The sequence below is a fragment of the Paraburkholderia sp. GAS41 genome (assembly GCF_050436545.1).
Taxonomy (GTDB): domain Bacteria; phylum Pseudomonadota; class Gammaproteobacteria; order Burkholderiales; family Burkholderiaceae; genus Paraburkholderia.
In genome coordinates, this window is sequence record NZ_JBNDMK010000020.1 from 1 (window position 1) to 25608 (window position 25608).

The window sequence follows — 25608 nt, forward strand, 5'->3', positions numbered from 1 at the left end:
CAGGGTTTTTTAACTTCCTGAACCTGCCCACCCCGCCGAAAGCCTTGCCACTGCTGGCTCTCCCGTTCCCCGCGCCCCGTTGTCCGGAACGCGAAGAACGAGATTCTAGCGACCCCATCCGGGCCTTGCAAGCGTTATTTTGACCGACCCATTACCGATGCTTGAACACTGGTTTGCGCTTCTCCACGAAGGCTGCCATCCCCTCCTTCTGATCTTCAGTCGCGAATAGAGAATGGAACAGCCGCCGCTCAAAATGAACGCCCTCCGCGAGCGTAGTTTCGTATGCACGATTCACGGATTCCTTGACCATCATGACTGCAGGCAAAGGGAATTCAGCAATCGTCGTCGCAGCAGCAACCGCCTCATCGATCAACGCCGCGGCCGGCACGACCCGTGACACCAATCCAGCACGCTCCGCCTCGGCGGCATCCATAAAGCGCGCCGTCAAACAGAGATCCATGGCCTTCGCTTTCGAGACCGCACGCGGCAACCGTTGAGTACCACCAGCACCGGGCATGATGCCGAGCTTGATTTCGGGTTGGCCGAATCTGGCCGTATCTGCCGCCAGAATGATGTCGCACATCATTGCCAGTTCGCATCCACCGCCAAGCGCAAAGCCTGCGACGGCCGCAATTATCGGCTTGCGGATTGAACGCACCGTTTCCCAGTTGCGCGTGATGTAGTCGCCCTTGTAGACGTCCATATAGGAATAGGTCGCCATCATGCCGATATCGGCGCCAGCGGCAAAAGCCTTCTCGCTGCCCGTAATGACGATCGCCCCAATTCCATCGTCCGCATCGAATTCCTTCAAGGCCGCGCCCAACTCATCCATTAGCGCATCGTTCAGCGCATTCAGCGCTTTCGGGCGATTCAGCGTGACAAGACCGACCCGTCCGCGGGTCTCGACCAGAATATTCTCGTAAGCCATGCAGCCTCCTTTGTGTGAAGAATGAGCCGTGCGAAAACGCTTCGCGCCGTCGTCCTAATAATGCTAACATTCACCAACCAACCGGTCGGTTAATTATTCAACCAGATTTCTCCCAACCCCTAGCCCCTCACTTCACCATGACACATCCGCTATTTTCCAAGCACGAAGACACGCTGCAAAAAGCGCTCGCCGCCATCGAGACGCGCGGCTACTGGAGCCCGTTCGTCGAGATGCCCAGTCCTAAAGTGTACGGGGAAACAGCCAATGCAGATGGTGAGGCGGCATTCAAGGCGCACCTGAATCAGACCTTCGAACTCGACCAACCCACCACCGGGAAAACCATTGGGGTCGAGGTTTCGCCGTTCGGCGTCCCGCTTGGCATCCGCTACCCGGAAGCCGCCCCTGATACCCTGCTTGCCGCCGCGGCCTCCGCACAGGCAAGTTGGCGCGGCGCTGGCCCACAGGCGTGGATCGGGGTGAGCCTGGAAATTCTGGCGCGCGTGAACCGGGCGAGCTTCGAGATCGGCTATAGCGTCATGCACACCACCGGTCAGGCGTTCATGATGGCATTCCAGGCGGGCGGACCGCACGCCCAGGATCGCGCGCTCGAAGCGGTCGTCTACGCGTGGGATCAGTTGCGCCGCATTCCCGCTGACGCGCACTGGGAAAAGCCGCAAGGCAAGAACCCGCCGCTCGCCATGCACAAACGCTACACGGTTGTACCGCGCGGCACCGGGCTGGTACTCGGCTGCTGCACGTTCCCCACGTGGAATAGTTATCCCGGCCTCTTCGCCGATCTGGCAACCGGCAACACAGTCATCGTCAAACCCCATCCGGGCGCTATCTTGCCGCTGGCCATTACCGTCCGCATCGCCCGCGACGTTCTGCGCGAAGCCGGTTTCGATCCCAACGTCGTCACGCTCCTCGCCACCAACCCGAACGACGGCGCGCTCGTCCAGGATCTCGCGCTACGCCCCGAGATCAAACTGATCGACTTCACCGGCAGCACGCAAAACGGCACCTGGCTCGAGCACCATGCTCATCAGGCGCAGGTCTATACGGAAAAGGCCGGCGTCAACCAGATCGTGATCGACTCGGCGGCCGATATCAAAGCCGTCGCGCGAAACATCGCTTTCTCGCTGGCGCTCTATTCCGGTCAGATGTGTACCGCGCCCCAAAACATCTACATCCCGCGTGACGGCATCCGCACCGCCGAAGGTACGCTCAGCTTCGATGCAGTTGCGCAAGCACTCGCCGAAGCCGTGCAGAAGCTGGTTGCAGACCCCGCTCGCGCCGTCGAACTGCTCGGCGCAATCCAGAATGAAGGCGTCGTGCAGCGCATCGAGGAAGCCCGCAAGCTGGGCCGTGTGCTGGTAGAAAGCCAGTCGCTCGAACACCCGGCGTTTGCAGGCGCGCGGGTACGCACGCCGCTCGTCCTGCAGCTTGACGCGTCTACCGACTCCGCAAAATTCACCAAGGAATGGTTCGGGCCGATCTCGTTCGTCATCGCAACCGATTCGACCGCACAATCGCTCGAGCTCGCCGGCAAGCTCGCGGCCGAACATGGCGCGCTGACGTTCTCGGTGTACAGCAATGACGACGCCGTTATCGAAGCCGCCCACGAAGCCTCGATCCGCGGCGGTGTTGCGCTTTCCATCAACCTGACCGGTGGCGTGTTCGTCAACCAGTCGGCCGCCTTCTCCGATTTCCACGGTACCGGCGCAAACCCGGCCGCCAACGCCGCGCTTGCCGATGCGGCGTTCGTGGCGAACCGCTTCCGTGTGGTTCAGAGTCGCGCTCATGTTGAACCGAAAGCGGCACCCGTGGCAGTCGGCTGAAAGACATAGGACGGAAAGGGTCGATGCGTCTTAGGCCGTTTGGCCGAATGGAACGCCCGACCCGCGCGAACTAACATGAAACACGAAACCGGAATTCCACCCCGGTTCGCCATCTGCAGGAATCCGGAATGAACGACGCTTTCATCTGCGACGCGATTCGCACCCCGTTCGGCCGCTACGGCGGCGCCCTCAAAGATGTCCGCGCCGACGACCTCGGTGCGGTGCCCATCAAGGCGTTGATCGCACGCAATCCCGGCGTTGACTGGCGCGCGCTCGACGACGTGATCTACGGCTGCGCAAATCAGGCCGGCGAAGACAACCGGAATGTCGCCCGAATGGCAGGCCTGCTCGCCGGCTTACCCATCGAGGCGCCCGGCACCACCATCAACCGGCTTTGCGGTTCCGGCATGGACGCTGTCGGCACCGCCGCGCGTGCCATCAAGGCAGGCGAAGCACGCCTGATGATTGCAGGCGGTGTCGAAAGCATGACGCGCGCGCCCTTCGTGATGGGCAAGGCAACCAGCGCTTACTCGCGGCAAGCGGAAATTCATGACACGACCATCGGCTGGCGCTTCGTCAACGCATTAATGAAGCGCGACTTCGGCGTCGATTCAATGCCCGAAACGGCCGAGAACGTTGCCGTCGAGTTCAGCGTGAGCCGCGCGGATCAGGACGCGTTCGCTCTGCGCAGTCAGCAAAGAGCCGCGCGGGCACAACACGACGGCACGCTCGCCGAAGAAATCGTCGCCGTTGAGATCCCGCAGAAGAAAGGCGAGCCGATTCGTGTCACGCTGGACGAGCATCCCCGCGAAACTTCGCTGGAGGTGCTCGGCAAGCTCAAGGGCATTGTGCGGCCCGACGGCAGCGTGACCGCGGGCAATGCGTCGGGCGTCAATGACGGCGCCTGTGCGCTGCTGCTCGCCAATCAGTCCGCGGCCGAGCAATATGGACTGCGCCGCCGGGCGCGCATCATCGGCATGGCGACGGTCGGCGGCGAGCCACGCATCATGGGCATCGGGCCTGCTCCGGCCACACAAAAGTTGCTGAAGCAGCTTGGCATGTCGCTGGAGCAATTCGACGTCATCGAGCTGAATGAAGCCTTCGCCTCCCAGGGGCTGGCCGTGCTCCGTATGCTCGCCTTGCGCGACGACGATCCGCGCGTCATCCGAATGGTGGGGCGATTGCCCTCGGTCATCCGCTCGGCGCGTCGGGCGCACGACTCATCACGACCGCGCTCTATCAACTCGAACGCATTAACGGCCGTTTCGCCCTGTGCACGATGTGCATTGGCGTGGGTCAGGGTATTGCGCTCGCCATCGAGCGGGTCTGAGGCAGCCAAACTGTATTTCGCTCAAGGGCTATCAAATAGCCAGGAGGAGACAACCGATGTCATATGAAGCGATCCGCGTCGACTTCGACGCTTCGAGCCACGTCGCTACCGTGACGCTGAACCGGCCCGACAAGCTCAACAGCTTCACTCGGGCAATGCACGGCGAGCTCAGCGCCGCGCTCGACGAAATCGTTGTTGCAGGCGCACGCGCGCTCGTGCTGACGGGCGCTGGGCGTGGCTTTTGCACAGGCCAGGACCTCGCCGATCTCGACTTCACGCGAGGTGCAATGACCGATCTAGGCGAGTTGATCGACGAGCACTTCAATCCGTTGATTCGCCGGCTTCAGGCGTTGCCCTTGCCAGTGATCGCCGCGGTGAATGGCACGGCGGCAGGCGCCGGTGCCAACCTCGCATTAGCTTGCGACCTCGTGCTCGCAGCTCGCTCGGCCAGCTTCATCCAGGCATTCGTGAAAATCGGTCTCGTACCCGATTCAGGCGGCACATGGTTCCTGCCGCAGCGCGTCGGCATGGCCCGCGCGCTTGGCCTCGCCATCACCGGCGACAAACTGGGTGCGGAGAAGGCGGAAAGCTGGGGACTCGTGTGGCAGGTAGTCGAAGACGCGGATCTCGCCGCTGCGGCGGGCAAACTCGCGGCCCAACTGGCCCAGCAACCCACCCGCGCAATCGCCGCCATCAAGCACGCGATGCGCGCGAGTGCCACCCAGACACTCGATCAGCAACTCGACCTCGAGCGCGATCTGCAAGGTGAGCTAGGTGCATCTCACGACTACAAGGAAGGCGTGCAAGCCTTCATGGAAAAACGTGCACCGCGTTTCGAGGGCCGTTGAAATGTCCACACAATCCGAACATGCCGCCAACCTCACGGCCACACCCGATGGGCACGCCGCGCTGTCGCCCGACGAGCTGGCCCGCGCCACCGCTGACGCCATGTATGCCGCCGATGCCTGCAGTCGTGCGCTGGGATTCGAGCTGCAGGAAGTCCGGCCCGGTTACGCGCGCCTGAGCATGACTGTACGCGCCGATTTCCTCAACGGCCATCAGATCTGCCACGGCGGCCTGATCTTCACGCTTGCCGACTCCACCTTCGCGTTTGCCTGCAATAGCTACAACATCAATACGGTGGCATCCGGTTGCTCGATCGAATTTTTGCGCCCTGTGCAAGGCGGCGATGTGCTGACCGCTGAAGGCGTCGAGCAGACGTTGAGCGGGCGCACCGGCATTTACGACATTCGCGTAACGAATCGCGCCGGCGAAACCGTGGCAATGTTTCGCGGTAAATCGGCGCAAATCAAAGGCACCGTAGTCCCGACCGAAAGCTGATCCAGCAGTTCACGCAGTGCCCGCCCCAAGCTGGCCGCGTGCGCTGCAATCCATTCTGAAGAAGCAAGGAGACACTCGATGAACACCACGCTCCCGCTCGAGCCGATCGAAACGGCGAGCCGCGACGAACTCGCCGCACTCCAGCTCGAACGGCTGAAATGGTCCCTCACGCATGCTTACGAGAATTCGCCGGTCTACCGCCGCAAGTTCGACGAAGCCGGGGTCCATCCAGGTGAGGTGAAAACGCTCGCGGACTTATCGCATTTCCCGTTCACTTCCAAGAAGGACCTGCGCGACAACTACCCGTTCGGGATGTTCGCCGTGCCGCAGGAGCAGGTGTCGCGGATTCATGCGTCCTCGGGTACGACGGGAAAGCCGACCGTGGTCGGCTACACGGCGCGAGATATCGACACGTGGGCCAACGTGGTCGCCCGCTCGATCCGCGCCGCTGGCGCACGGCGCGGCGACAAGGTGCATGTGAGTTACGGCTATGGTCTCTTCACAGGCGGGTTGGGCGCCCACTACGGCGCGGAGCGCGCGGGTCTCACCGTGATCCCATTTGGCGGCGGCCAGACCGAAAAGCAGGTTCAGCTCATCCAGGATTTCCAGCCTGACATCATCATGGTGACGCCGAGCTACATGCTGTCCATCGCCGACGAGCTGGAAAGGCAAGGGCTCGACCCCGCGCAGTCTTCGCTGCGCATCGGAATCTTCGGGGCGGAGCCGTGGACCAACGACATGCGCAGCGCGATCGAAAAACGCATGGGCATCGATGCGGTGGATATCTATGGGCTGTCCGAGGTAATGGGTCCAGGCGTGGCCTCGGAATGCGCCGAGACAAAGGACGGCCCGACCATCTGGGAAGATCATTTCTACCCTGAGATCATCGACCCGGACACCGGCGAAGTGCTGCCGGATGGCGAATTGGGCGAACTGGTGTTTACGTCGCTGACAAAAGAAGCGCTGCCGATCATCCGCTACCGCACACGCGATCTCACGCGTTTGCTGCCCGGCACCGCGCGCACCATGCGCCGGATGGAGAAGATCACCGGCCGGTCGGACGACATGATGATCGTACGCGGCGTGAACGTGTTCCCGACGCAGATCGAGGAACTGCTGCTAAAACAGCACGTCCTCGCGCCGCATTATCAGATCGTGCTGACGAAAGAAGGTCCGCTGGATGTGCTGACACTGAACGTTGAACCGTGCCCCGAAACCGCACCGGACACATCCGCCCTGAGCACCGCAAAACAGGCGCTCACGTACGACATCAAGGCCCTGATCGGCATCAGCGCCGTGGTGAACGTGCTGGCGGTGAATGGTATCGAGCGTTCGGTGGGAAAGGCGCGACGCGTGATAGACAAGCGTAAGGTCAGTGCCTGAGCGCGCGGGCGGGTGCTGCTTGAGCCCGCCTGAACCCACTTGGGCCGGATTCAGCCGGTTTCAGCCGGTTTCAGCCGGTTTGAACCGGTCTGAGCGCGCTTGAATCCGCCTGGGCGCCAGTTTGGCCCCCATGAACCCGCCTGAGCCGGTTAAGGCTCAAGCGCCCTCCGCGCCCCCGCACGATCAGGAATTCGGCAACAGCAACCACATGCGGCCGGCCTGCTTCATCTTGCCGGCGAGGTCACCCGCGTCGTCGCCAAGGCCCCAGAAGTAGTCGGCCCGCACGCCGCCCTTGATCGCCGATCCCGTATCCTGCGCGAAGACCAGACGGTTCATCGGTGAATTGGTCAACGGGCGGGTTGTCTGCAGAAACACCGGCGTTCCCAACGGGATCGAAGACGGGTCCACCGCGATCGAGCGCTCCGGCGTAAGCGGCACGCCTAGCGCACCGATCGGACCGTCAGCACCACCGCTCGGCAGGCTGTCAGTCGAAGGCATTTCCCGGAAGAAAACAAAGCGCGGATTGGTATCCAGCAACGCGTCGACGCGTGTCGGGTTAGCACGTGCCCATGCCTTGATGCCCTGCATCGTTGCCTGAGCGGGCGTCAGTTCACCGCGATCCAGCAACCACCGCCCAATCGACTTATAGGGCTGGTTATTGGTGCCGCCAAAACCGAGGCGCATGACACTGCCGTCCTCCATCACGATGCGCCCTGAACCTTGCACCTGCAGGAAAAACGCTTCAATCGGATCGTCGACCCAGACCAGTTCGTTACCGTCGAGTGCGCCCGAACGTTCGAGTTGCGCACGGCTCGGTATTTCGCCGCCGGGACGATACCCCGTCGGCCAGCGGTACAGCGCCGTCTGGTAGACACCATGCCGGGTCCGTGAGCCGCGCAACAACGGTTCGTAATAGCCGGTCACCAGACCGTCGAGCGTGCCGTCGGTATTGGCGAACTGATACGGGGTGAAATAGGTTTCGAAAAAGACTCGCGCGCTGGTCAGGTCCAGATCGTCGATCTGTGCGGCCGCCGCGCAAGCGCGTTGCCAGTTCGGTTGACGGGCGACCCGCAGGCAGTTCTGCCGTAGCGCAGCAGTTGCGCCAATCAGCGAATCGTCCTGCCAACCCGGCACCTGTTGCCAGGCAACTGCGGTGAGTCGCGTGGACGCAATCTGCCCGGGAAGGATCGCAGCGCCAGTGGGCGGCGCGGAAGTCCGTACAACGCCGCCACCCCCGCACGAAGCCAGCAACACCGCGATGGAAAGCGCCCCCAGCCAGCCGGTGACCTTGCCGGCAAACCGCATACAATGTTCGTTGTTGATGGAAACCGCCATGTCTGATCTGTTCGACGAATACCCGCTGCTCATGCTCGTGCCGGAATTGCTGGTAGCGCTTTTCGTGCTCGTCTTCATCGTTGTATATATGTCGTCCGGCAAGAAAAAAGCAAACCGCGACAAACAACGTTAAAGCCGTTTAAAGACCGCGTTTCGCCCCGCCAGTTCAATGCAGGGTGCGCGGCATGCGCAGGACGAACTCGGGCACGGGTGCTTCGAAACGTTCGCCGTCTTCGGCGACGCAGAAATACTCCCCTCGCATGGTGCCGACCGGCGTCGCAATCACCGCCCAACTCGTATATTCGAATTGCTCGCCGGGTTTGAGCAGCGGCTGATGACCGACCACGCCGAGGCCTTTGACTTCCTGCTCGAGTTTGTCGCTATCGGTGATCACCCAATGGCGCGCAATCAGTTGCGCCGGCACCTGACCGCTATTGCGGATGGTCAGCGTATAGGCGAACGCATACTGACGGCGCTCCGGGTCCGACTCGTCGGGCAGGTACTGGACCTGCGCCGCTACGCTGAATTCGTACTGGCTCATCCTGATTCCGGTCTGGTGAAACAATCTCGTGAAAGTCTGCGAGAGGCCCGGGCGCCAATGCTTTCAGGCGCGCCGCCAAAGCGCTCTATTGTGGTTTCGCATTCTGGCCCATGCACGGCATGCCCGCAACCGGACAATCCCATCCGGACAAGGCTGCGAAGCCTCCAAGGCGGTAAAATGACGTTTCTGCCTACCGCCCCGGCCCCTGCCATGACGCAATTTCGCATTTCCCCCAGCATTCTGTCGGCCGACTTCTCGCGACTCGGCGAAGAAGTTCGCAATGTCGTCGCCGCCGGCGCCGACTGGATTCACTTCGACGTGATGGACAACCATTATGTGCCGAACCTGACCATCGGCCCGCTGGTGTGCGAAGCGCTGCGCCCGCACGTCGACGTGCCGATTGACGTGCATCTGATGGTGCGCCCCGTCGACCGCATCGTGCCCGACTTCGCCAAAGCCGGCGCCAACGTCATCAGCTTTCACCCCGAAGGCTCGGACCACATCGACCGCACGCTGTCGCTGATCCGCGATCACGGCTGCAAGGCGGGCCTCGTGTTCAATCCGGCCACTTCGCTGAGCTACCTCGATCACGTCATGGACAAGGTCGATCTGGTGTTGATCATGTCGGTGAACCCCGGTTTCGGCGGCCAGTCGTTCATCCCCGAGGCGCTCGTCAAGTTGCGCGAAGCCCGCAGGCGCATCGACGCGTACATCGAGAAGACCGGTCGCGAGATCCATCTCGAAGTGGACGGCGGCGTGAAGATCGAGAACATCGCCCAGATCGCGGCCGCCGGTGCGGACACCTTCGTGGCCGGCTCGGCCATCTTCGGCCACCACGACTACAAGACGGTCATCGCCGAGATGCGCGCCGAACTGGCGAAAGTCGGACAACCGTCATGACAACCCGCGCGACCACACCGCCGTTTCCCGCGCCAGCATTCAGCGGTCCGCGGATCCTCGCGGCGATCATCGACCTCGACGGCACGATGATCGACACCGCCGACGACTTCACTGCCGGCCTGAACGGCATGCTCGCCCAACTGGACGCAGCAGAAACGTCGCGCGAGGAAGTGGTGCGGTATGTCGGCAAGGGCTCCGAGCACCTGATTCGCAGCGTGCTCGCGCCGCGCTTCGAGGCGCCCCACGCGCAGGACCGTTTCGACGAGGCGCTCGCGATCTATCTGGAAGAGTACGCCCAGATCAGCGGCCGCCATACGCGGCTGTATCCCGACGTCGAGGCCGGCCTGCGCGCCATGCGTGACGCCGGGCTCAAACTCGCCTGCGTCACCAACAAGCCGCATCGTTTTGCCGTGGAATTGCTGCAGCAATACGGATTGATCGACTATTTCAGCATCGTGATCGGCGGCGACAGCCTGCCGAAAAAGAAGCCAGACCCGCTGCCCATGCTGACCGCCTGCGCCCAGTTGCAGGTTGCGCCAGAGGCCGCTGTGGCAATCGGCGATTCGGAAAACGACGCCCTGGCTGGCCGTGCGGCAGGCATGGCAACGCTCACCGTCCCCTACGGCTACAACCATGGCCAGGCTGTACAAACAATAAAATCGGATGGTATAGTTGCCTCGCTGTTTGATGCCGCCAAGGTCATCGCAGCGCACCACGCAGTTCACCCTACATCGACCTAATAAGTCCTTCATCCTCATGTTTCTGAACAAAAAACGGAGTCTGAGCAGCATCGACCGGGGAGCCTGGCCCTGGCGTCGCTGGTCGCGCTAACCTCTCCTGAGGTACGCTGAAGCTTGTCTTCGGCACCGTTTTTTGCTTCGCTGCGCTCACGCGCCTTTCCCAGCAGTTTTAGTCGCATCGGTTCATGCGGCCGTCGTGTACGACAGGTACCGCGGCACGCCATGCCTTGCACGCTTCCCGGGAAAGCTCGCGCCGGTTGGCCTAATCTTGTCCTTAAGACGATCACGACAGGCAAGGCTTCGCTCACCCGGCCACGTAGACAGCGCATCGCCCCGCTTTGTCCGGCGCACGCCGCGCCCGGACCTATGAACAGGATCGGAACATGACCGAACTCGAATTCCAGTCCCTCACCAACGAGGGCTACAACCGCATCCCGCTGATCGCCGAAGCGCTCGCGGACCTCGAAACGCCGCTCTCGCTGTACCTGAAGCTCGCCCAGCCCGAGCGCAATGGCGCCAACTCGTTTCTGCTGGAATCCGTGGTGGGCGGTGAGCGGTTCGGCCGCTATTCCTTTATCGGCCTGCCGGCTCGCACCCTGCTGCGCACCCGCAATGGTGTGTCGGAAGTGGTAAGAGACGGCAATGTCGTGGAAACGCACGAAGGCGATCCGCTTGAATTTATCCAGCAGTTCCAAGGTCGCTTCAAAGTGGCACAGCGTCCCGGACTGCCGCGCTTCGCGGGCGGTCTTGCTGGCTACTTCGGGTATGACGCGGTGCGCTACATCGAGAAAAAGCTCGCGCACACGGCGCCGCCGGACGATCTGAATCTGCCCGACATCCAGTTGCTGCTGACCGAAGAAGTCGCGGTCATCGACAACCTCGCGGGCAAGCTGTACCTGGTGGTCTACGCCGATCCGACCACGCCCGAGGCTTACACCCGCGCCAAACAGCGCCTGCGCGACCTGCGTCAGCGTCTGCGCACGACCGTGCAGCCACCCGTCACGTCGGCCAGCGTGCGCACCGAGACCTACCGCGAGTTCGCCAAAGACGATTACCTAGCCGCCGTGCGCAAGGCGAAGGAATACATCGCCGCTGGCGAACTGATGCAGGTACAGGTCGGTCAACGTCTGACGAAACCGTATCGCGACAATCCGCTTTCGCTGTATCGCGCGCTGCGTTCGCTGAACCCGTCGCCGTATATGTACTACTACAACTTCGGCGACTTCCACGTGGTGGGCGCGTCGCCGGAAATTCTGGTCCGGCAGGAAAAGCGCGGCGAAGACCGCATCGTCACGATCCGCCCGCTGGCCGGCACCCGTCCGCGCGGCAACACGCCGGAACGCGATGCCGAACTCGCCACCGAGCTGCTGAACGACCCGAAGGAAATCGCCGAGCACGTGATGCTGATCGACCTCGCGCGCAACGACGTGGGCCGCATCGCACAGATCGGTTCAGTGGTCGTGACCGACAAGATGGTGATCGAAAAGTACTCGCACGTGCAGCACATCGTGAGTTCGGTCGAAGGCAAGCTGAAACCCGGCACCACCAATTTCGACGTGCTGCGCGCCACCTTCCCGGCGGGCACGCTGTCCGGCGCGCCGAAGGTCCGCGCCATGGAACTGATCGACGAACTCGAACCGGTGAAGCGCGGCCTGTATGGCGGCGCGGTCGGCTACCTGTCGTTCACCGGCGAGATGGATCTGGCCATCACGATCCGCACGGGCGTCATTAGCAACGGCAATCTGTATGTGCAGGCGGCAGCGGGTATCGTCGCCGATTCGGTGCCTGAATCCGAATGGCAAGAGACCGAAAACAAGGCGCGCGCCGTGCTGCGCGCCGCCGAGCAGGTGCAAGACGGCCTCGATAGCGACTTTTGACCGGAGACAGACCATGCTGCTGATGATCGACAACTACGACTCATTCACCTACAACCTGGTCCAGTACTTCGGCGAACTCGGCGAAGACGTACGGACCTATCGCAACGACGAAATCACGCTCGACGAAATTGCGAAGCTCAACCCCGAGCGGATCTGCCTGTCGCCGGGACCGAGCAATCCGCAACACGCAGGCATCACGCTCGACGTGCTGCGCGAGTTCTCCGGCAAAATGCCGATTCTCGGCGTGTGCCTTGGCCATCAGGCCATCGGCGAAGCCTTCGGCGGTCGTGTCGTGCGCGCACAGAGCATCATGCACGGCAAGGTCAGCACCATCGAAACCGACTGCAAAGGCGTCTTCGCCGACCTGCCGAAGCACTTCGTGGTGACGCGTTATCACTCGCTCGCGATCGAACGCGAGTCGCTGCCCGATTGCCTCGAAGTGTCCGCATGGACCGATGACGGCGAGATCATGGGTGTGCGCCATAAGGAGCTCGACGTGGAAGGTGTGCAGTTCCACCCGGAATCCATCCTGTCCGAACACGGCCACGCACTGCTCGAGAACTTCGTGAAGCAGTCGAAGGCCGCGCTGGCCAGACGCAACGCTTGATCACCCGAGGCGACATCATGACAATCACTCCTCAGGAAGCGTTGCAGCGCACGATCGAGCACCGCGAGATTTTCCACGACGAAATGCTGCATCTGATGCGGCTCATCATGCGTGGCGAACTGTCGCCGGTGATGGCGGCGGCAATCATTACGGGTTTGCGCGTCAAAAAAGAGACCATCGGCGAAATCACGGCGGCCGCCACTGTGATGCGTGAGTTTGCCCGGCAAGTCCACGTGCCGGACAACTCGAACTTTGTCGATATCGTCGGCACCGGCGGCGACGGCGCGCACACCTTCAACATCTCGACGGCCACGATGTTCGTCACGGCCGCGGCCGGTGCAAAGGTCGCGAAACATGGCGGGCGCAGCGTCTCCAGCAAGTCGGGCAGCGCGGATGTGCTCGAAGCGCTCGGCGTCAACATTGATCTGCAGCCCGAACAGGTGGCCGCGTCCATTGCCGAAACCGGCATGGGCTTCATGTTCGCGCCGAACCATCATCCGGCAATGAAGAACATCGCGCCGGTACGCCGCGAACTCGGCGTGCGGACCCTCTTCAATATTCTCGGGCCGCTCACCAATCCGGCCGGCGCGCCGAACCAGTTGATGGGCGTATTCCACGGCGACCTCGTCGGTATTCAGGTACGCGTGATGCAGCGTCTCGGCGCCAAACACGTGCTGGTCGTCTACGGCATGGACGGCATGGACGAGGTCTCGCTAGGGGCGGCCACGCAGGTCGGCGAATTGCGCGACGGCGAAGTTCGCGAGTACGAGATTCACCCTGAAGACTTCGGCATGCAGATGGTCTCGAACCGCTCGCTGAAAGTGGCCGACGCCGACGAGTCGAGGCGCATGTTGCTCGAAGCGCTCGACAACAAGCCCGGCGTGGCACGTGAAATCGTCACGTTGAACGCGGGCACGGCGCTCTATTCGGCGAATGTGGCAGCCTCGATCGCTGACGGTATCGGACTGGCGCGCGAAGCGATCGCGAGCGGCAAGGCCCGTGCGAAGGTCGACGATCTGGTTCGCTTCACCCAGCAATTCAAGCACTAATTCTGTATTGAGAAATCTATGAGCGACATTCTGGAACGCATCATCGACGTCAAGCGCCAGGAAGTTCGCGCGGCGCAACTAAGCGCACCGCTCGAGGAACTGCGCCTCGAAGCCTCGGCGCGTGACAAGCGCGATTTTGTCGGCGCGTTGCGCGCGAAGCATGCCGCCGGTCATGCCGCGGTGATCGCCGAAGTGAAGAAGGCGAGCCCGTCCAAAGGCGTGCTGCGCGAGCATTTCGTGCCGGCTGAGATTGCCCGTTCGTACGCGGGACACGGCGCGGCCTGCCTGTCGGTCCTCACCGACGTGCAATTCTTCCAGGGCAGCGCGGCCTACCTGGAAGAGGCGCGCGCCGCCTGCGACCTGCCGGTACTGCGCAAAGACTTCATCATCGATCCGTACCAGATCGTCGAAGCGCGCGCGATGGGCGCCGACGCGATCCTGCTCATCGCCGCCGCGCTCGAAACCTCGCAGATGCAGGACCTCGAAGCGTTTGCGCATTCGCTCGGACTCGCCGTGCTCGTCGAAGTGCATGACAAAGACGAACTGATGGAAGCGCTGACGTTGAAGACGCCGTTGATCGGCATCAACAATCGCAATCTGCGTACCTTCGAAACCTCGCTCGAGACCACGCTCGGCATGCTCGAATCGATTCCGGACGATCGCATCGTCGTCACCGAGTCGGGCATCCTGTCGCGCGTGGACGTGGAGCGGTTGCGTGCGATGGACGTCCATACGTTCCTCGTAGGCGAAGCGTTCATGCGCGCGGAAGAACCGGGTGCGGAACTTGCGCGGATGTTTTTCTGATCGGACTGCGGGAAAACATCGCCATGGCCATGGAACGTGAAATCAAGCTGGCGCTGCCGGCTGACGAGTTGAGCGCGGCGACCCGCTGGTTCGTCGCGCGCACCGGCGCCGCGGGGCATCCGGTCGCGCTGGCGAATATCTATTTCGACACACCGGACTTGACGCTGGCGCGCTCGAAAAGCGCACTGCGTTTGCGGCACACGCCGGATGGCTGGCTGCAGACCTTCAAGACAGCCGGCAACGCCAGCGCCGGGATGCACAGCCGGCACGAGTGGGAAATGCCGGTCGCGGGCGAGGCGCTGGAAATCGAGACCTTGCTGCAGGCCTGCGACGAACCTACCGTAGCCGCGGCGTTGCGCGGGGCTGCGCCGGGCCTGATCGAGCTGTTTCGCACCAACTTCACGCGCACGCTATGGCAAGTGGCGGCCCATGGCGCCACGATTGAAGCGGCGATCGATCAGGGCGAGGTGATTGCCGACGTCAACGGTGAAACCCGCCGCGCGCCAATTCTCGAGGTCGAACTGGAGTTGAAGAGCGGTGACGAGGCCGCGCTGCATGCATTGGCAGACGAGCTCGGTGCACAGGTGCACGGCCTCGCGCCGGATGACATCAGCAAAGCCCAGCGCGGATACAAGCTGCGCGAGCAATAAAGGGCACCCATTACGCGTCATGACCTCCGCCTCCCGCACCCGCTCTCCATCGTCGCAACAAGCCTCTCTGTTTGGCGACGAACCGTCTGACAAGCTTGCTCCCACGCAAGCGCTATCGCCACAAGCCCCGCAACCCATGCAATCCACGTTGTCGACACCGCTGCCTTCGCTCGAAGCCCAGTTCGAGGCGCTGCCACCCGCGTGGCGCACGCATCTGCGACCGTTCTCGGACAGTGACGCCTATGCGCCGCTGTGCCGCTTCGTCGACGGCGAGCGTGCCGCGGGCAAGACGGTGTATCCCACCGACGTGTTCCGCGCCCTGCGTCTCACCAGCCCGGACGAGGTCAAAGTGGTGATCCTCGGCCAGGACCCGTACCACGGCGAGGATCGCGGTACGCCGCAGGCGCATGGGCTGGCGTTCTCCGTGCCGCCAGCGGTGCGTCCGCCGCCGTCGCTACGCAACATCTTCAAGGAAATCGCCGCCAGCCTTGGTCATGAGCCGCCGCGTCACGGCTGCCTCGATGCGTGGGCCAGGCAAGGGGTGCTGCTGCTGAACACCGTGCTGACCGTCGAGCGCGACGCGGCCGCAAGTCACGCGAAACGCGGCTGGGAAAAGTGCACCGACACGCTGATCCACGAACTGGCTCAGCGTCACGACGGCCTTGTGTTCATGCTGTGGGGCGCGCACGCGCAGGCCAAGCGGGCGCTCGTTGGCGGCAAATCGCATTACGTGCTGGAGGCGCCGCATCCGTCGCCGCTGTCGGCGCACCGAGGCTTTCTCGGTTGCGGACACTTTGCGCTCGCCAATGAGTTCCTGAGCAAGCACCAGCGCCAGCCGATCGACTGGCGCCTGCCCGACGAAGCGCAGACGCTGGCTTAACGCCGCCGTGCGCAGTTCGGCCTGATCATCCGGTCATCCGCGGCAACCGCCGCGCAACCAGCACTGGCACCGGTACCAGCAGCGGTAGCGCCTGGCTAGCGGAAAAGCAAAAACGCCACGGAAGCTCATCCCGTGGCGTTCTTTATGCCCCGCAACCAGTACGCCGCCCTCTTGAGGCACAGCACGGCCGGGGCTGACAGCAGAGATCCGCAACGCGGACCTCCACCATCCCATCCTTAAGCAGCAGCGATTGCTTCGCGTGCGCCGACGAGAGCGGCCGTCGCTGCGTCCGGACCCATGTTCAGGCCTTCAGCGTAGATGAAGTTCACGTCCGTCATGCCGAGGAAACCGAGGAAGGACTTCAGGTACGGCGTCTGGCTGTCGTGCGGCGTGCCGAGATACTTGCCACCGCGTGCCGAAACCACGAACACCTTCTTGCCCTTCACGAGACCTTCCGGACCATTCGCCGTGTACTGGAACGTGATGCCGGCACGCGCGATGAAGTCGAAGTACGTCTTCAGTTGCGACGAGATGCCAAAGTTGTACATCGGTGCGCCGATCACGATCACGTCAGCGGCTTGCAGTTCGGCGATCAGTGCTTCGCTGCGCGCGGCGATGGCAGCTTGTTCCGCGGTGCGTTGATCAGCCGGCGTGAAGAACGCGCCGAGGACGGCGTCGTCCAGGTGGGGCAGCGGTTCAGCTTGCAGATTGCGGACGACGACTTGCGCGCCCGGATTCGATTGTTGCAGCTTTTCGGTCAGCTCGTTGACGAGCAGGGTCGATTGAGCGCCTTGCGAGCGGGCTGCCGAGTTGATTTGCAGGATCGTGGTCATGGTTGACTCCAGTTGGGGCGCGCAGTGTTGCGCGAATGGAGCCATTGTGTTGATTTACCTGTCCGCGAAAAAGCCATCCCGCAGCGACGGATTGTTGCACAGATAGAACAATCCGCCATCGAACTCCGGCTTCCGGGCAAAGGTCAACCGGACCCAGCCGCTATCACCCGGCCAGCCAGCGCTCGCGCCAGTTGCGGGTTGTCGCCCGTTTGTCGGTCACGCTGAGCGAGTAACGCGATACTTCTGGGCCGTCCAGCTTGACTTGCGCGGTGCGCAACTCATCCCGGCGGAACGCGTGCACTTCGACTTTCGCGTCCGGCAGGTAGCGTGAAAGCAGCGCGTCAAGATTCGCGCCCGTGACACGCAGACCGTCGATCGCCACCAGCACGTCACCCGCCGACAGCCCCGCCTTCTGCGCCGCGCTGCCGTCATGCACAGCGGCGAGCGTGCAATCCGCGCCGCCGCGCAGCCGCGCACCGAGCGACGGTTTGCCGTTCCTGTCCCCCTCCGGCGTGAGCGCCATGCCGAACGGTTCGAGCAACGTCTCGAGCGGCAGATCACGGGTGCTGCGCACCGCCTGCTCGAACAGCGCGCCGAGTTCGACTCCGGTGGCTTCGGTGAAAATGGCCTCGACTTCGTCTTCCGCCACGCCAACCGGCTTGCCGCGATAAAAGTCGCGTCCGAAACGCTGCCACAGCAGGCGCATCACGTCGTCGAGCGACTTGCGGTTGCCGGTCTGCGCGCGAATCGTCAGATCGAACGCCAGCGCGACGAGCGAGCCCTTCGTGTAGTAGCTGACGATGGCGTTCGGCGCGTTCTCGTCTTGCCGGTAGTACTTGACCCACGCGTCGAACGAACTTTCGGCCACCGTCTGCTTCAGGCGGCCGCTGCCGCGCAGCACGCCGCCTACCACCTTACCAAGCAGCCCGAAATATTCTTCCGGCTTGATGAGGCCGCTGCGCACGAGGATCAGGTCGTCGTAATAGGACGTGAAGCCCTCGAACAGCCACAGCAGCGAGGTGTAATTTTCGCGCGTCAGGTCGTACGGTGCGAAGGCGGCCGGCTTGATGCGCTTCACGTTCCAGGTGTGGAAATACTCATGGCTGCACAGGCCGAGATAGGTCCGATAGCCTTCCGTGGTCTGCGGGCGGCCTTCCACCGGCAGGTCGGAACGGTTGCAGATCAGCGCGGTCGACGCGCGGTGTTCGAGACCGCCATAGCCGTCGCTCACGGCCTGGGTCATGAATACGTAGCGCTCGAGCGGGGCCTTCTTCGACTTCGGTTCGAAGAGCGCGATCTGTGCTTCGCAGATGCGCTTCAGGTCGGCGGCGAGACGCGCCATGTCGAGTGCAACCACGCGGCCGGCAATCACGATGTCGTGCGGCACGCCATGCGCCTTGAAGGTTGCGAGCGCGAATTCACCGAGCGTGACAGGGTGGTCGACCAGCTCATCGTAGTTTTGCGCGCTGTACTCGCCGAAGCCGTAGCGTTTGGTGCCGCGCGCCTCGGACAACGCCGTCGCGACGCGCCAGCTCCGGTAAGCCACGCCGGCGGGCTTCTGGATATCCACCAGACACGGCGCCGCTTCGTGGCCCACTGCGGCGAGAAACACGCTGGTGCCGTTGAAAAAGCCGGTTGTGTCGTCCAGATGCGCAGCCCGCACCGACATGTCCCACGCGTACACCTCATAGCGCAGCGTCAGCGCGCCATGGCTGGGCGCTGCCTGCCAGGTGTGCTTGTCGGTCTTTTCAATGCGCACCTTGCGGCCGGCTTCGTTGAACGCGCGCAGCGTCACGATATTGCGGGCGAATTCGCGCACCATGTAACTGCCGGGAATCCACACCGGCAGCATGAAACGCTGACCGGCCGGATCGGGATCGGCGACAGTAACGGTGACTTCAAACAGATGGGCAGCGGGTTGTTTCGGAACGATGCTGTAGCGGATCGGCTTCATCTGCGAGGGGAGTGAGAAGAATGGGGAGGCCCGAAACGGCAGGAGGCGCCCAGTGCGCCTCCTGCCTGAGGATACGCGGGACTTAATGCACCGCGGCGAGCTCCTTGTCCAGCCGGTCGGCCGGCACCGCGCCCGGCAGGCGGCGGCCGTCGGCGAGGAATACGGTAGGCGTGCCGTCCACGTTCATGGCATGGCCGAGGGAGAGATTCTTGTCGATAGCGGCGGTGTCGCAAGTGCCGGCGGCGGTCGGCGCCTGCCGATCCTGCATCCAGGCTTCCCACGCCTTGGCGCGATCGGCCGAACACCAGATCGACTTGGATTTCACCGCCGAATCCGGCGACAGCACCGGATACAGGAAGGTGTACACCGTGATGTTGTCGACCGACTTCAAGGTGGTTTCGAGCTGCTTGCAATACGGGCAGTTCGGATCCGAGAACACGGCGATCTTGCGGCTGCCGTTGCCCTTCACCACTTTCACGGCGTTCGCAAACGGCAGGCTCGCGAAGTCGATCCGATTGGTTTCGGACAGACGCGCTTCGGTCAGGTTCTTGCGGGTCTTCGCATCGACGATATCGCCGAGCACCAGATAGTTGCCGTCCGCGTCGCTATACACGATCTGCGTGCCGAGGTTCACCTCGTACAAGCCGGCAATCGGCGACTTCGCCACGCCCTTGACGGTCGCCTGGTCGCCGAGGCGTGCCTGGATAGTTTCCTTGAGTTTGTCGGTGACCTGATCGGCTTGCGCGGAGCAGCCAAGTGTCGCAATGGCCACGGTCAATGCGAGCGCAGCGATACGGAAATGCTTTTTCATACTGAATTCCCTGGTTCATTCGAACACGCGTCACGCGTCTTCGATCTGTACGTCTCGGACAGGCGTGCGGCCCAACCGTTCATCATACTCGTGCCCCGCCAGCCTGACGCGGCGGGCCGTGCCGGCACACGCCCTACCCCAGCGCCGCCGAGACGAGCCAGCGTTTAAGCAGCGGTTGCGCCCCGACGAACGCCATGCCGGTGTTGCGCAATACACGGGCAACCGGGCCGGGCACCGCGAACAGCTTTTGCAGCCCGTCGGTGGCGACCATCAACGCGCGGATGTCCTCACGGCGCGACCGTTCGTAACGACGCAGCAAGACGGTGTCGCCGAGATCGCGGAACGCTTCCTTGCCGGCGATCGTGTCGGCCAGCGCCGCGACATCGCGCAGTCCAAGGTTCATGCCCTGGCCTGCGAGCGGATGGATCAGATGCGCCGCGTCGCCCACCAGTGCGACACGCGGCGCCACCAGGCGATCCACGGTTTGCAGCGCCAGCGGAAAACCCTTGGCGGGCGTCACGCAGTCGAGCGCGCCCAACTGGCCGCCGCTCACGCGCTCCACTTCCGCGGCAAGCTGCGCCGGATCGAGCGCGAGCAGTTGCTCCGCGTGCTCGGTGCGCGCCGACCAGACGAGCGAGACATGTCCGTCGGGCAGCGGCAGCAACGCAATGATCTCGCCGTCCCTGAACCATTGGTAAGCGGTCTCGCCGTGGGGCTTTTCGGCCTTGAAATTGGCGACCACGCCGGTCTGTTTATAGTCGCGCCGAATCACCTTCGAGCCGATCTGCACCCGCACCCACGAATGGGCGCCGTCCGCGCCGACCACCAGATCCGCGCCGAGCACCTTGCCGTTGGCAAGACCGATGGTCGCGCCCTCCGGCTTCACGTCGAGCCCTTGCGCGCGGGTGTCGATCCACTCCAGACTGGGTTGGAAGCGCAGCGCGGCATCGAGCGCACGCTCGATCAGCGATGACTCCGCAATCCACGCCAGTTGCGGCACGGACGCCTGAAACGCCGAGAAATGCAGCTCCGCGTGGGCGTCGCCGTACACGCGCATGTCGTAGACGGGCCCGAGCCGCGAGGTATCGAGCGCCTGCCAGACCCGCAAACGCTCCAGCAGCGCCTCTGAACTGGCGGACAACGCGTAGACCCGCGCGTCGAACGCCGCGCCGGCGGGCAGCGGTGCGCACGGTTGCGCGAGCAGCGCCACGCGCAGGCCGCCTTGCGTCAACGCAAGCGCCGCCGTCTTGCCGACGAGGCCGCCGCCGATTACAGCGACATCGTAATTCTGAAGGTGAGCAGTCATGCACGGATTATAGCCGCGGCGGGATGCCGGGGCCGGATCGGAGACCGCGCTTTTTGGGTGTGCCGGCGGCGGTTTGTCAGGACGTTGAGCGGCACGCCGCCGCGCGCGGACGCCTCGGCCCCGACGCCTCGGCGGCGCCCGCACGGCGTTACGTCAGGGCCGCCACGCGCCTGGCGCGCGAAGGCGGCGGCGGACAGGGTTACAATTGCGGTTTTCGGTGATCCACGTCATACCCACGACGTGCCGCCTGCGCTGCGATATCCGCTGGCGTCCAGCCCGTCGCGTGGACACTGCCCGGCGCGCGAGGCCGAGCCACAGGGGCTGTCCGTGCGCCCCGGTCGAAAAAGCACGTCACCACCTGATTTCTAGAGAAACCCCATGAGCCTCAAATGCGGCATCGTCGGCCTGCCTAACGTCGGCAAGTCCACCCTGTTCAACGCGCTGACCAAGGCGGGCATTGCCGCCGAAAACTATCCGTTCTGCACCATCGAGCCGAACGTCGGCATCGTCGAAGTGCCGGACGCGCGCCTGAACGCGCTCGCCGAGATCGTCAAGCCCGAGCGCATCCTGCCGGCCGTGGTGGAATTCGTCGATATCGCCGGGCTGGTCGCCGGCGCGAGCAAGGGTGAAGGGCTCGGCAACCAGTTTCTCGCCAACATCCGCGAAACCGACGCCATCACGCATGTGGTGCGCTGCTTCGAAGACGAGAACGTGATTCACGTCGCGGGCAAGGTCGATCCGCTGTCGGACATCGAAGTCATCAACACCGAACTGGCGCTCGCCGATCTGGCCACCGTCGAAAAATCGCTCTCGCGTTACGCGAAGGCCGCCAAGTCCGGCAACGACAAGGAAGCCATCAAGCTTGCCGCCGTGCTGGAAAAGGTCCGCGCGCAGCTCGACCAGGCCAGGCCGGTGCGTGCGCTCGATCTGTCTGATGAAGAAAAGGTGCTCCTGAAGCCGTTCTGCCTGATCACCGCCAAGCCGACCATGTACGTCGCCAACGTGAAGGAAGACGGTTTCGAGAACAACCCGCATCTGGATGCCGTGCGCAAGTTCGCAGACGCCGAGAACGCACCGGTGATTGCCGTATGCGCGGCCATCGAAGCGGAAATCGCCGATCTTGACGACGCAGACAAGCAGGAATTCCTCGCCGACCTCGGCATGGAAGAGCCGGGCTTGAACCGCGTGATCCGCGCGGGCTTCAAGTTGCTCGGTCTGCAAACGTACTTCACGGCAGGCGTGAAGGAAGTGCGCGCCTGGACGATTCACATTGGCGACACGGCACCGCAGGCTGCGGGCGCGATTCACACGGACTTCGAGCGTGGCTTCATTCGTGCGCAAACCATCGCGTTCAACGACTACGTGACCTACAAGGGCGAACAGGGCGCGAAGGAAGCCGGCAAGATGCGCGCGGAAGGTAAGGAGTACGTCGTGCACGATGGCGACGTCATGAATTTCCTCTTCAACGTCTGAAAACGTCTGCGCGCGGCCTGGCGCGCCAGCCTTGCTGTGCCAACAAGCCCCGTGCCTCCTCGCGAGCGCGGGGCTTTTTGACGACCGCAGCCGCGCCGACGACGTAACAATGCGCTGTGTAGAATGAACCGCATGACATCGGGCAGCACACCTCACAAGGAGCAAGGCAGATGACGAAGCGAGTGATTGTCACCGGCGGCAGTGGACTGGCAGGCAAGTGGGTCGTCGAAGATCTGGTCGCGCATGGTTACGAAGTCCTCAACCTCGACCGCGTGCCGATGGCGAAACAAACCGCCCGCACCCTGATTACCGACCTCACCGACGCAGGACAGGTTTTCAACGCGCTGGCATCGAGCACCGCGCAGAAGGAGTTCGAAGCGGACATCGAGCCGAAGCCGATCGACGCCATCGTGCACTTTGCCGCCATCCCGCGCATTCTCATCACGCCGGACAACGAAGTGTTCCGCGTCAATGTGATGGGGACGTATAACGTGCTCGATGCGGCGTCGAAGTACGGTATCAAGAAGGTGATCCTCGCTTCGAGCGAAACGACCTATGGCGTGGTGTTCGCGCATCGTCATCGCGATCCGGCCTATTTCCCGCTGGATGAAACGTATCCGGTCGATCCGATGGACAGCTACGCGACTTCGAAAGTCATCAACGAGGTGACCGGCAAGGCGTTTCATGCGCGGACTGGCGCGGACGTCTACTGCTTCCGGATCGGCAATGTGCTGGAGCCATCCGACTACGCGAAATTCCCGACGTGGCTGAAAGATCCTGGCCTGCGTAAGCGCATTGCATGGAGCTATATCGACGGCCGCGATCTGGCGAGCGCGTGCCGCCTCGCCATCGAGAAAGATGGCCTCGGCTTCGAGGTGATGAACGTGGCCGCGGACGACGTTTCATCGGATCTGCCAACGGCGGAACTGCTCAAGCGTTTCTATCCGGATGTGCCGGTCAAGAAGCCGCTCGGCGAATTCGAAACGCTGTTGAGCAATGAGAAGCTCAAACGGTTGCTCGGCTGGCAGCAGCAATATCGCTGGCGGGAACAGGTCGGCACGTCACGCAGCCACGGATGAGCGGGACTGGCCGCGGCGTGAATGCGGCGGCCAGTCTCACGCCAGACCGACTCCCACGCCGCGCCCCGAAGTACAATGTCACCTCTTCCGCCACGCGCGGCGCCGCGTCGAAAGCCCTGATCGCTTCGACCTCGCGCCGCCACCGGCCGGAGACTGGCAAGATCGCAGCAAACCCGCGGCAATCTCGCGGCATCACCGAATTCCCATCCACCCACGACCGCCCGCCCTCAGCGCGGCCGGCGGCGTCAACGCCCTATTGCAAGCAAAATGGCCCAATACGTCTTCACCATGAACCGGGTCGGCAAGATCGTGCCGCCCAAGCGTCAAATCCTGAAAGACATCTCCCTGTCGTTCTTCCCCGGCGCGAAGATCGGTCTGCTCGGCCTGAACGGCTCGGGCAAGTCCACGCTGATCCGCATCATGGCGGGCGTCGACAAGGACATCGAAGGCGAAGCCACGCCGATGCCGAATCTGAATATCGGCTATCTGCCGCAGGAACCGCAACTCGATCCGCAAAAAACCGTGCGTGAAGCGGTGGAAGAAGGCCTCGGCGAAGTGTTCGGCGCGCAGAAGAAACTCGACGAGATTTACGCCGCCTACGCCGAACCCGACGCGGATTTCGACGCGCTCGCCGCGGAACAGGCCAAGTACGAAGCGATCCTCGCCACTGCCGACGGAAGCGCCGAGCAGCAGATCGAAATCGCTGCTGACGCCCTTCGTCTGCCGGCGTGGGACGCGAAAATCGAGCATCTGTCGGGCGGTGAAAAGCGCCGCGTCGCGCTGTGCAAGCTGCTGCTCGAAAAGCCGGACATGCTGCTGCTCGACGAACCGACCAACCACCTTGACGCGGAATCGGTCGACTGGCTCGAACAGTTCCTGACCCGCTTCCCCGGCACCGTGGTCGCAGTCACCCACGATCGTTACTTCCTCGACAACGCCGCCGAGTGGATTCTCGAACTCGACCGCGGCCACGGCATTCCATGGAAGGGCAACTACAGCAGCTGGCTCGACCAGAAGGAAGAGCGCCTGAAGCAGGAAGAGGCGTCGGAATCGGCACGCCAGAAGGCGATCAAGAAGGAACTGGAGTGGGTGCGCCAGAACCCGAAGGGCCGTCAGGCGAAGTCGAAGGCGCGTATCGCCCGCTTCGAGGAACTGAACAGCCAGGACTACCAGAAGCGCAACGAAACCTCGGAAATCTTCATTCCGGTCGGCGACCGCCTCGGCAATGAAGTGATCGAATTCAAGAACGTTTCGAAGGCATACGGCGATCGTCTGTTGCTCGACAACGTCAGCTTCAAGATTCCGGCGGGCGCGATCGTCGGCATCATCGGGCCGAACGGCGCGGGTAAATCCACGCTGTTCCGCATGCTGACGGGCAAGGAACAGCCGGATTCGGGCGAGATCGTGCAAGGGCCGACGGTCAAGCTCGCGTATGTGGACCAAAGCCGCGACGCGCTCAACGGCACGAAGACGGTGTTCGAAGAAATTTCCAACGGCGCCGACGTGCTGACGGTGGGCAAGTACGAAACGCCGTCGCGCGCGTACATTGGCCGCTTCAACTTCAAGGGCGGCGACCAGCAGAAGATCGTCTCGAACCTCTCGGGCGGTGAACGCGGTCGTCTGCACCTCGCCAAGACGCTGATCGCGGGCGGCAACGTTCTGCTGCTCGACGAACCGTCAAACGACCTCGACGTGGAAACGCTGCGCGCGCTGGAAGACGCCCTGCTCGAATTCGCCGGCTCGGTGATGGTGATCTCGCACGATCGCTGGTTCCTCGACCGTATCGCCACGCACATCCTCGCGTTCGAAGGCGATTCGCAAGTGACGTTCTTCGACGGCAATTACCAGGAATACGAAGCGGACAAGCGCAATCGCCTCGGCGAAGAAGCCGCCCGGCCGAAGCGTCTGCGCTACAAGCCGATCGCGCGTTAAGCAACGCGTTTGCCGGA

22 protein-coding genes and 1 pseudogene are annotated in these 25608 nt (G+C 63.0%); 16 read left to right on the top strand and 7 right to left on the bottom strand.

The genetic code is table 11. From position 1 onward, the window contains the following. Positions 1-151 precede the first annotated feature (151 nt). The gene (locus P3T43_RS24225; protein WP_429283583.1) at positions 152-928 is read right to left on the bottom strand and encodes an enoyl-CoA hydratase; all 777 of its coding nucleotides are present in this window, start codon (positions 926-928) and stop codon (positions 152-154) included. A gap of 137 nt (positions 929-1065) precedes the next feature. Between P3T43_RS24225 and paaN the strand changes: the two genes are divergently transcribed. The 5 genes and pseudogenes from paaN to paaK all read left to right on the top strand — a co-directional run bounded on the left by paaN (position 1066) and on the right by paaK (position 6820). Next, complete coding sequence (paaN, locus tag P3T43_RS24230; RefSeq protein ID WP_429283584.1) at positions 1066-2766, top strand: phenylacetic acid degradation protein PaaN; 1701 nt, start codon at positions 1066-1068, stop codon at positions 2764-2766. Positions 2767-2894: 128 nt separating this feature from the next. After that, positions 2895-4096 (top strand): annotated as a pseudogene (gene pcaF / locus P3T43_RS24235) (3-oxoadipyl-CoA thiolase). A gap of 56 nt (positions 4097-4152) precedes the next feature. Beyond that, positions 4153-4944, top strand: coding sequence for a 2-(1,2-epoxy-1,2-dihydrophenyl)acetyl-CoA isomerase PaaG (gene paaG, locus P3T43_RS24240; protein WP_429283585.1), 792 nt, complete (start codon positions 4153-4155; stop codon positions 4942-4944). 100 nt (positions 4945-5044) lie between these two features. Then, the gene (gene paaI / locus P3T43_RS24245) at positions 5045-5437 is read left to right on the top strand and encodes a hydroxyphenylacetyl-CoA thioesterase PaaI (protein ID WP_429283697.1); all 393 of its coding nucleotides are present in this window, start codon (positions 5045-5047) and stop codon (positions 5435-5437) included. Between the two features lie 78 nt (positions 5438-5515). After that, on the top strand, positions 5516-6820 hold the full coding sequence (paaK, locus tag P3T43_RS24250; RefSeq protein WP_429283586.1) for a phenylacetate--CoA ligase PaaK: 1305 nt from the start codon (positions 5516-5518) through the stop codon (positions 6818-6820). 183 nt (positions 6821-7003) lie between these two features. Here the strand turns inward: paaK and mltA are convergent, their stop codons facing one another. Both mltA and apaG read right to left on the bottom strand, forming a co-directional pair. Next, positions 7004-8233 (bottom strand): murein transglycosylase A, encoded by a 1230-nt coding sequence (gene mltA, locus P3T43_RS24255; RefSeq protein WP_429283587.1) that lies wholly within the window; start codon positions 8231-8233, stop codon positions 7004-7006. Positions 8234-8321: 88 nt separating this feature from the next. Beyond that, positions 8322-8696: a Co2+/Mg2+ efflux protein ApaG gene (gene apaG / locus P3T43_RS24260; protein ID WP_429283588.1), complete on the bottom strand. Its 375-nt coding sequence runs from the start codon at positions 8694-8696 to the stop codon at positions 8322-8324. Positions 8697-8906: 210 nt separating this feature from the next. On the opposite strand from apaG, the gene rpe reads away from it, so the two are divergent. The 8 genes from rpe (at position 8907) to P3T43_RS24300 (ending at position 16203) form a co-directional block, all read left to right on the top strand. Further along, positions 8907-9596: a ribulose-phosphate 3-epimerase gene (rpe, locus tag P3T43_RS24265; RefSeq protein WP_429283698.1), complete on the top strand. Its 690-nt coding sequence runs from the start codon at positions 8907-8909 to the stop codon at positions 9594-9596. Then, on the top strand, positions 9593-10336 hold the full coding sequence (locus P3T43_RS24270; protein ID WP_429283589.1) for a phosphoglycolate phosphatase: 744 nt from the start codon (positions 9593-9595) through the stop codon (positions 10334-10336). The genes rpe and P3T43_RS24270 overlap by 4 nt, the downstream gene beginning before the upstream one ends. A gap of 383 nt (positions 10337-10719) precedes the next feature. After that, positions 10720-12213, top strand: coding sequence for an anthranilate synthase component I (gene trpE, locus P3T43_RS24275; RefSeq protein ID WP_429283590.1), 1494 nt, complete (start codon positions 10720-10722; stop codon positions 12211-12213). 13 nt (positions 12214-12226) lie between these two features. Then, positions 12227-12820 (top strand): aminodeoxychorismate/anthranilate synthase component II, encoded by a 594-nt coding sequence (locus P3T43_RS24280; RefSeq protein WP_429283591.1) that lies wholly within the window; start codon positions 12227-12229, stop codon positions 12818-12820. A 17-nt stretch (positions 12821-12837) separates the two neighbouring features. After that, positions 12838-13869: an anthranilate phosphoribosyltransferase gene (gene trpD, locus P3T43_RS24285; protein WP_429283592.1), complete on the top strand. Its 1032-nt coding sequence runs from the start codon at positions 12838-12840 to the stop codon at positions 13867-13869. 18 nt (positions 13870-13887) lie between these two features. Next, complete coding sequence (gene trpC, locus P3T43_RS24290; RefSeq protein ID WP_429283593.1) at positions 13888-14673, top strand: indole-3-glycerol phosphate synthase TrpC; 786 nt, start codon at positions 13888-13890, stop codon at positions 14671-14673. Between the two features lie 23 nt (positions 14674-14696). Then, on the top strand, positions 14697-15323 hold the full coding sequence (locus tag P3T43_RS24295; protein ID WP_429283594.1) for a CYTH domain-containing protein: 627 nt from the start codon (positions 14697-14699) through the stop codon (positions 15321-15323). Between the two features lie 136 nt (positions 15324-15459). After that, on the top strand, positions 15460-16203 hold the full coding sequence (locus tag P3T43_RS24300; RefSeq protein WP_429283595.1) for a uracil-DNA glycosylase: 744 nt from the start codon (positions 15460-15462) through the stop codon (positions 16201-16203). Between the two features lie 236 nt (positions 16204-16439). On the opposite strand, the gene P3T43_RS24305 is transcribed toward P3T43_RS24300, so the two are convergent. From P3T43_RS24305 to P3T43_RS24320, 4 genes are all read right to left on the bottom strand, one after another. Then, positions 16440-17036 carry an FMN-dependent NADH-azoreductase gene (locus P3T43_RS24305; protein ID WP_429283596.1) on the bottom strand — a complete coding sequence of 199 codons (597 nt, stop codon included), beginning with the start codon at positions 17034-17036 and terminating at the stop codon, positions 16440-16442. A gap of 163 nt (positions 17037-17199) precedes the next feature. Then, on the bottom strand, positions 17200-18990 hold the full coding sequence (locus tag P3T43_RS24310; RefSeq protein ID WP_429283597.1) for a M61 family metallopeptidase: 1791 nt from the start codon (positions 18988-18990) through the stop codon (positions 17200-17202). An 82-nt stretch (positions 18991-19072) separates the two neighbouring features. Beyond that, on the bottom strand, positions 19073-19801 hold the full coding sequence (locus P3T43_RS24315; protein WP_429283598.1) for a DsbC family protein: 729 nt from the start codon (positions 19799-19801) through the stop codon (positions 19073-19075). A gap of 133 nt (positions 19802-19934) precedes the next feature. Beyond that, entirely contained in the window at positions 19935-21107 is a 1173-nt protein-coding gene (locus P3T43_RS24320; protein ID WP_429283599.1) for a UbiH/UbiF family hydroxylase, read from the bottom strand. A gap of 378 nt (positions 21108-21485) precedes the next feature. Here P3T43_RS24320 and ychF point away from each other — a divergent pair, with 378 nt between their 5' ends. The 3 genes from ychF (at position 21486) to ettA (ending at position 25591) form a co-directional block, all read left to right on the top strand. Then, a complete protein-coding gene (gene ychF, locus P3T43_RS24325) occupies positions 21486-22580 on the top strand; it encodes a redox-regulated ATPase YchF (protein WP_429283600.1) in 1095 nt (364 codons plus the stop codon). A gap of 170 nt (positions 22581-22750) precedes the next feature. Beyond that, positions 22751-23659, top strand: a complete 909-nt coding sequence (locus P3T43_RS24330) for an NAD-dependent epimerase/dehydratase family protein (protein ID WP_429283601.1) — start codon at positions 22751-22753, stop codon at positions 23657-23659. A 267-nt stretch (positions 23660-23926) separates the two neighbouring features. Beyond that, a complete protein-coding gene (ettA, locus tag P3T43_RS24335; RefSeq protein WP_429283602.1) occupies positions 23927-25591 on the top strand; it encodes an energy-dependent translational throttle protein EttA in 1665 nt (554 codons plus the stop codon). Positions 25592-25608: the final 17 nt, after the last annotated feature.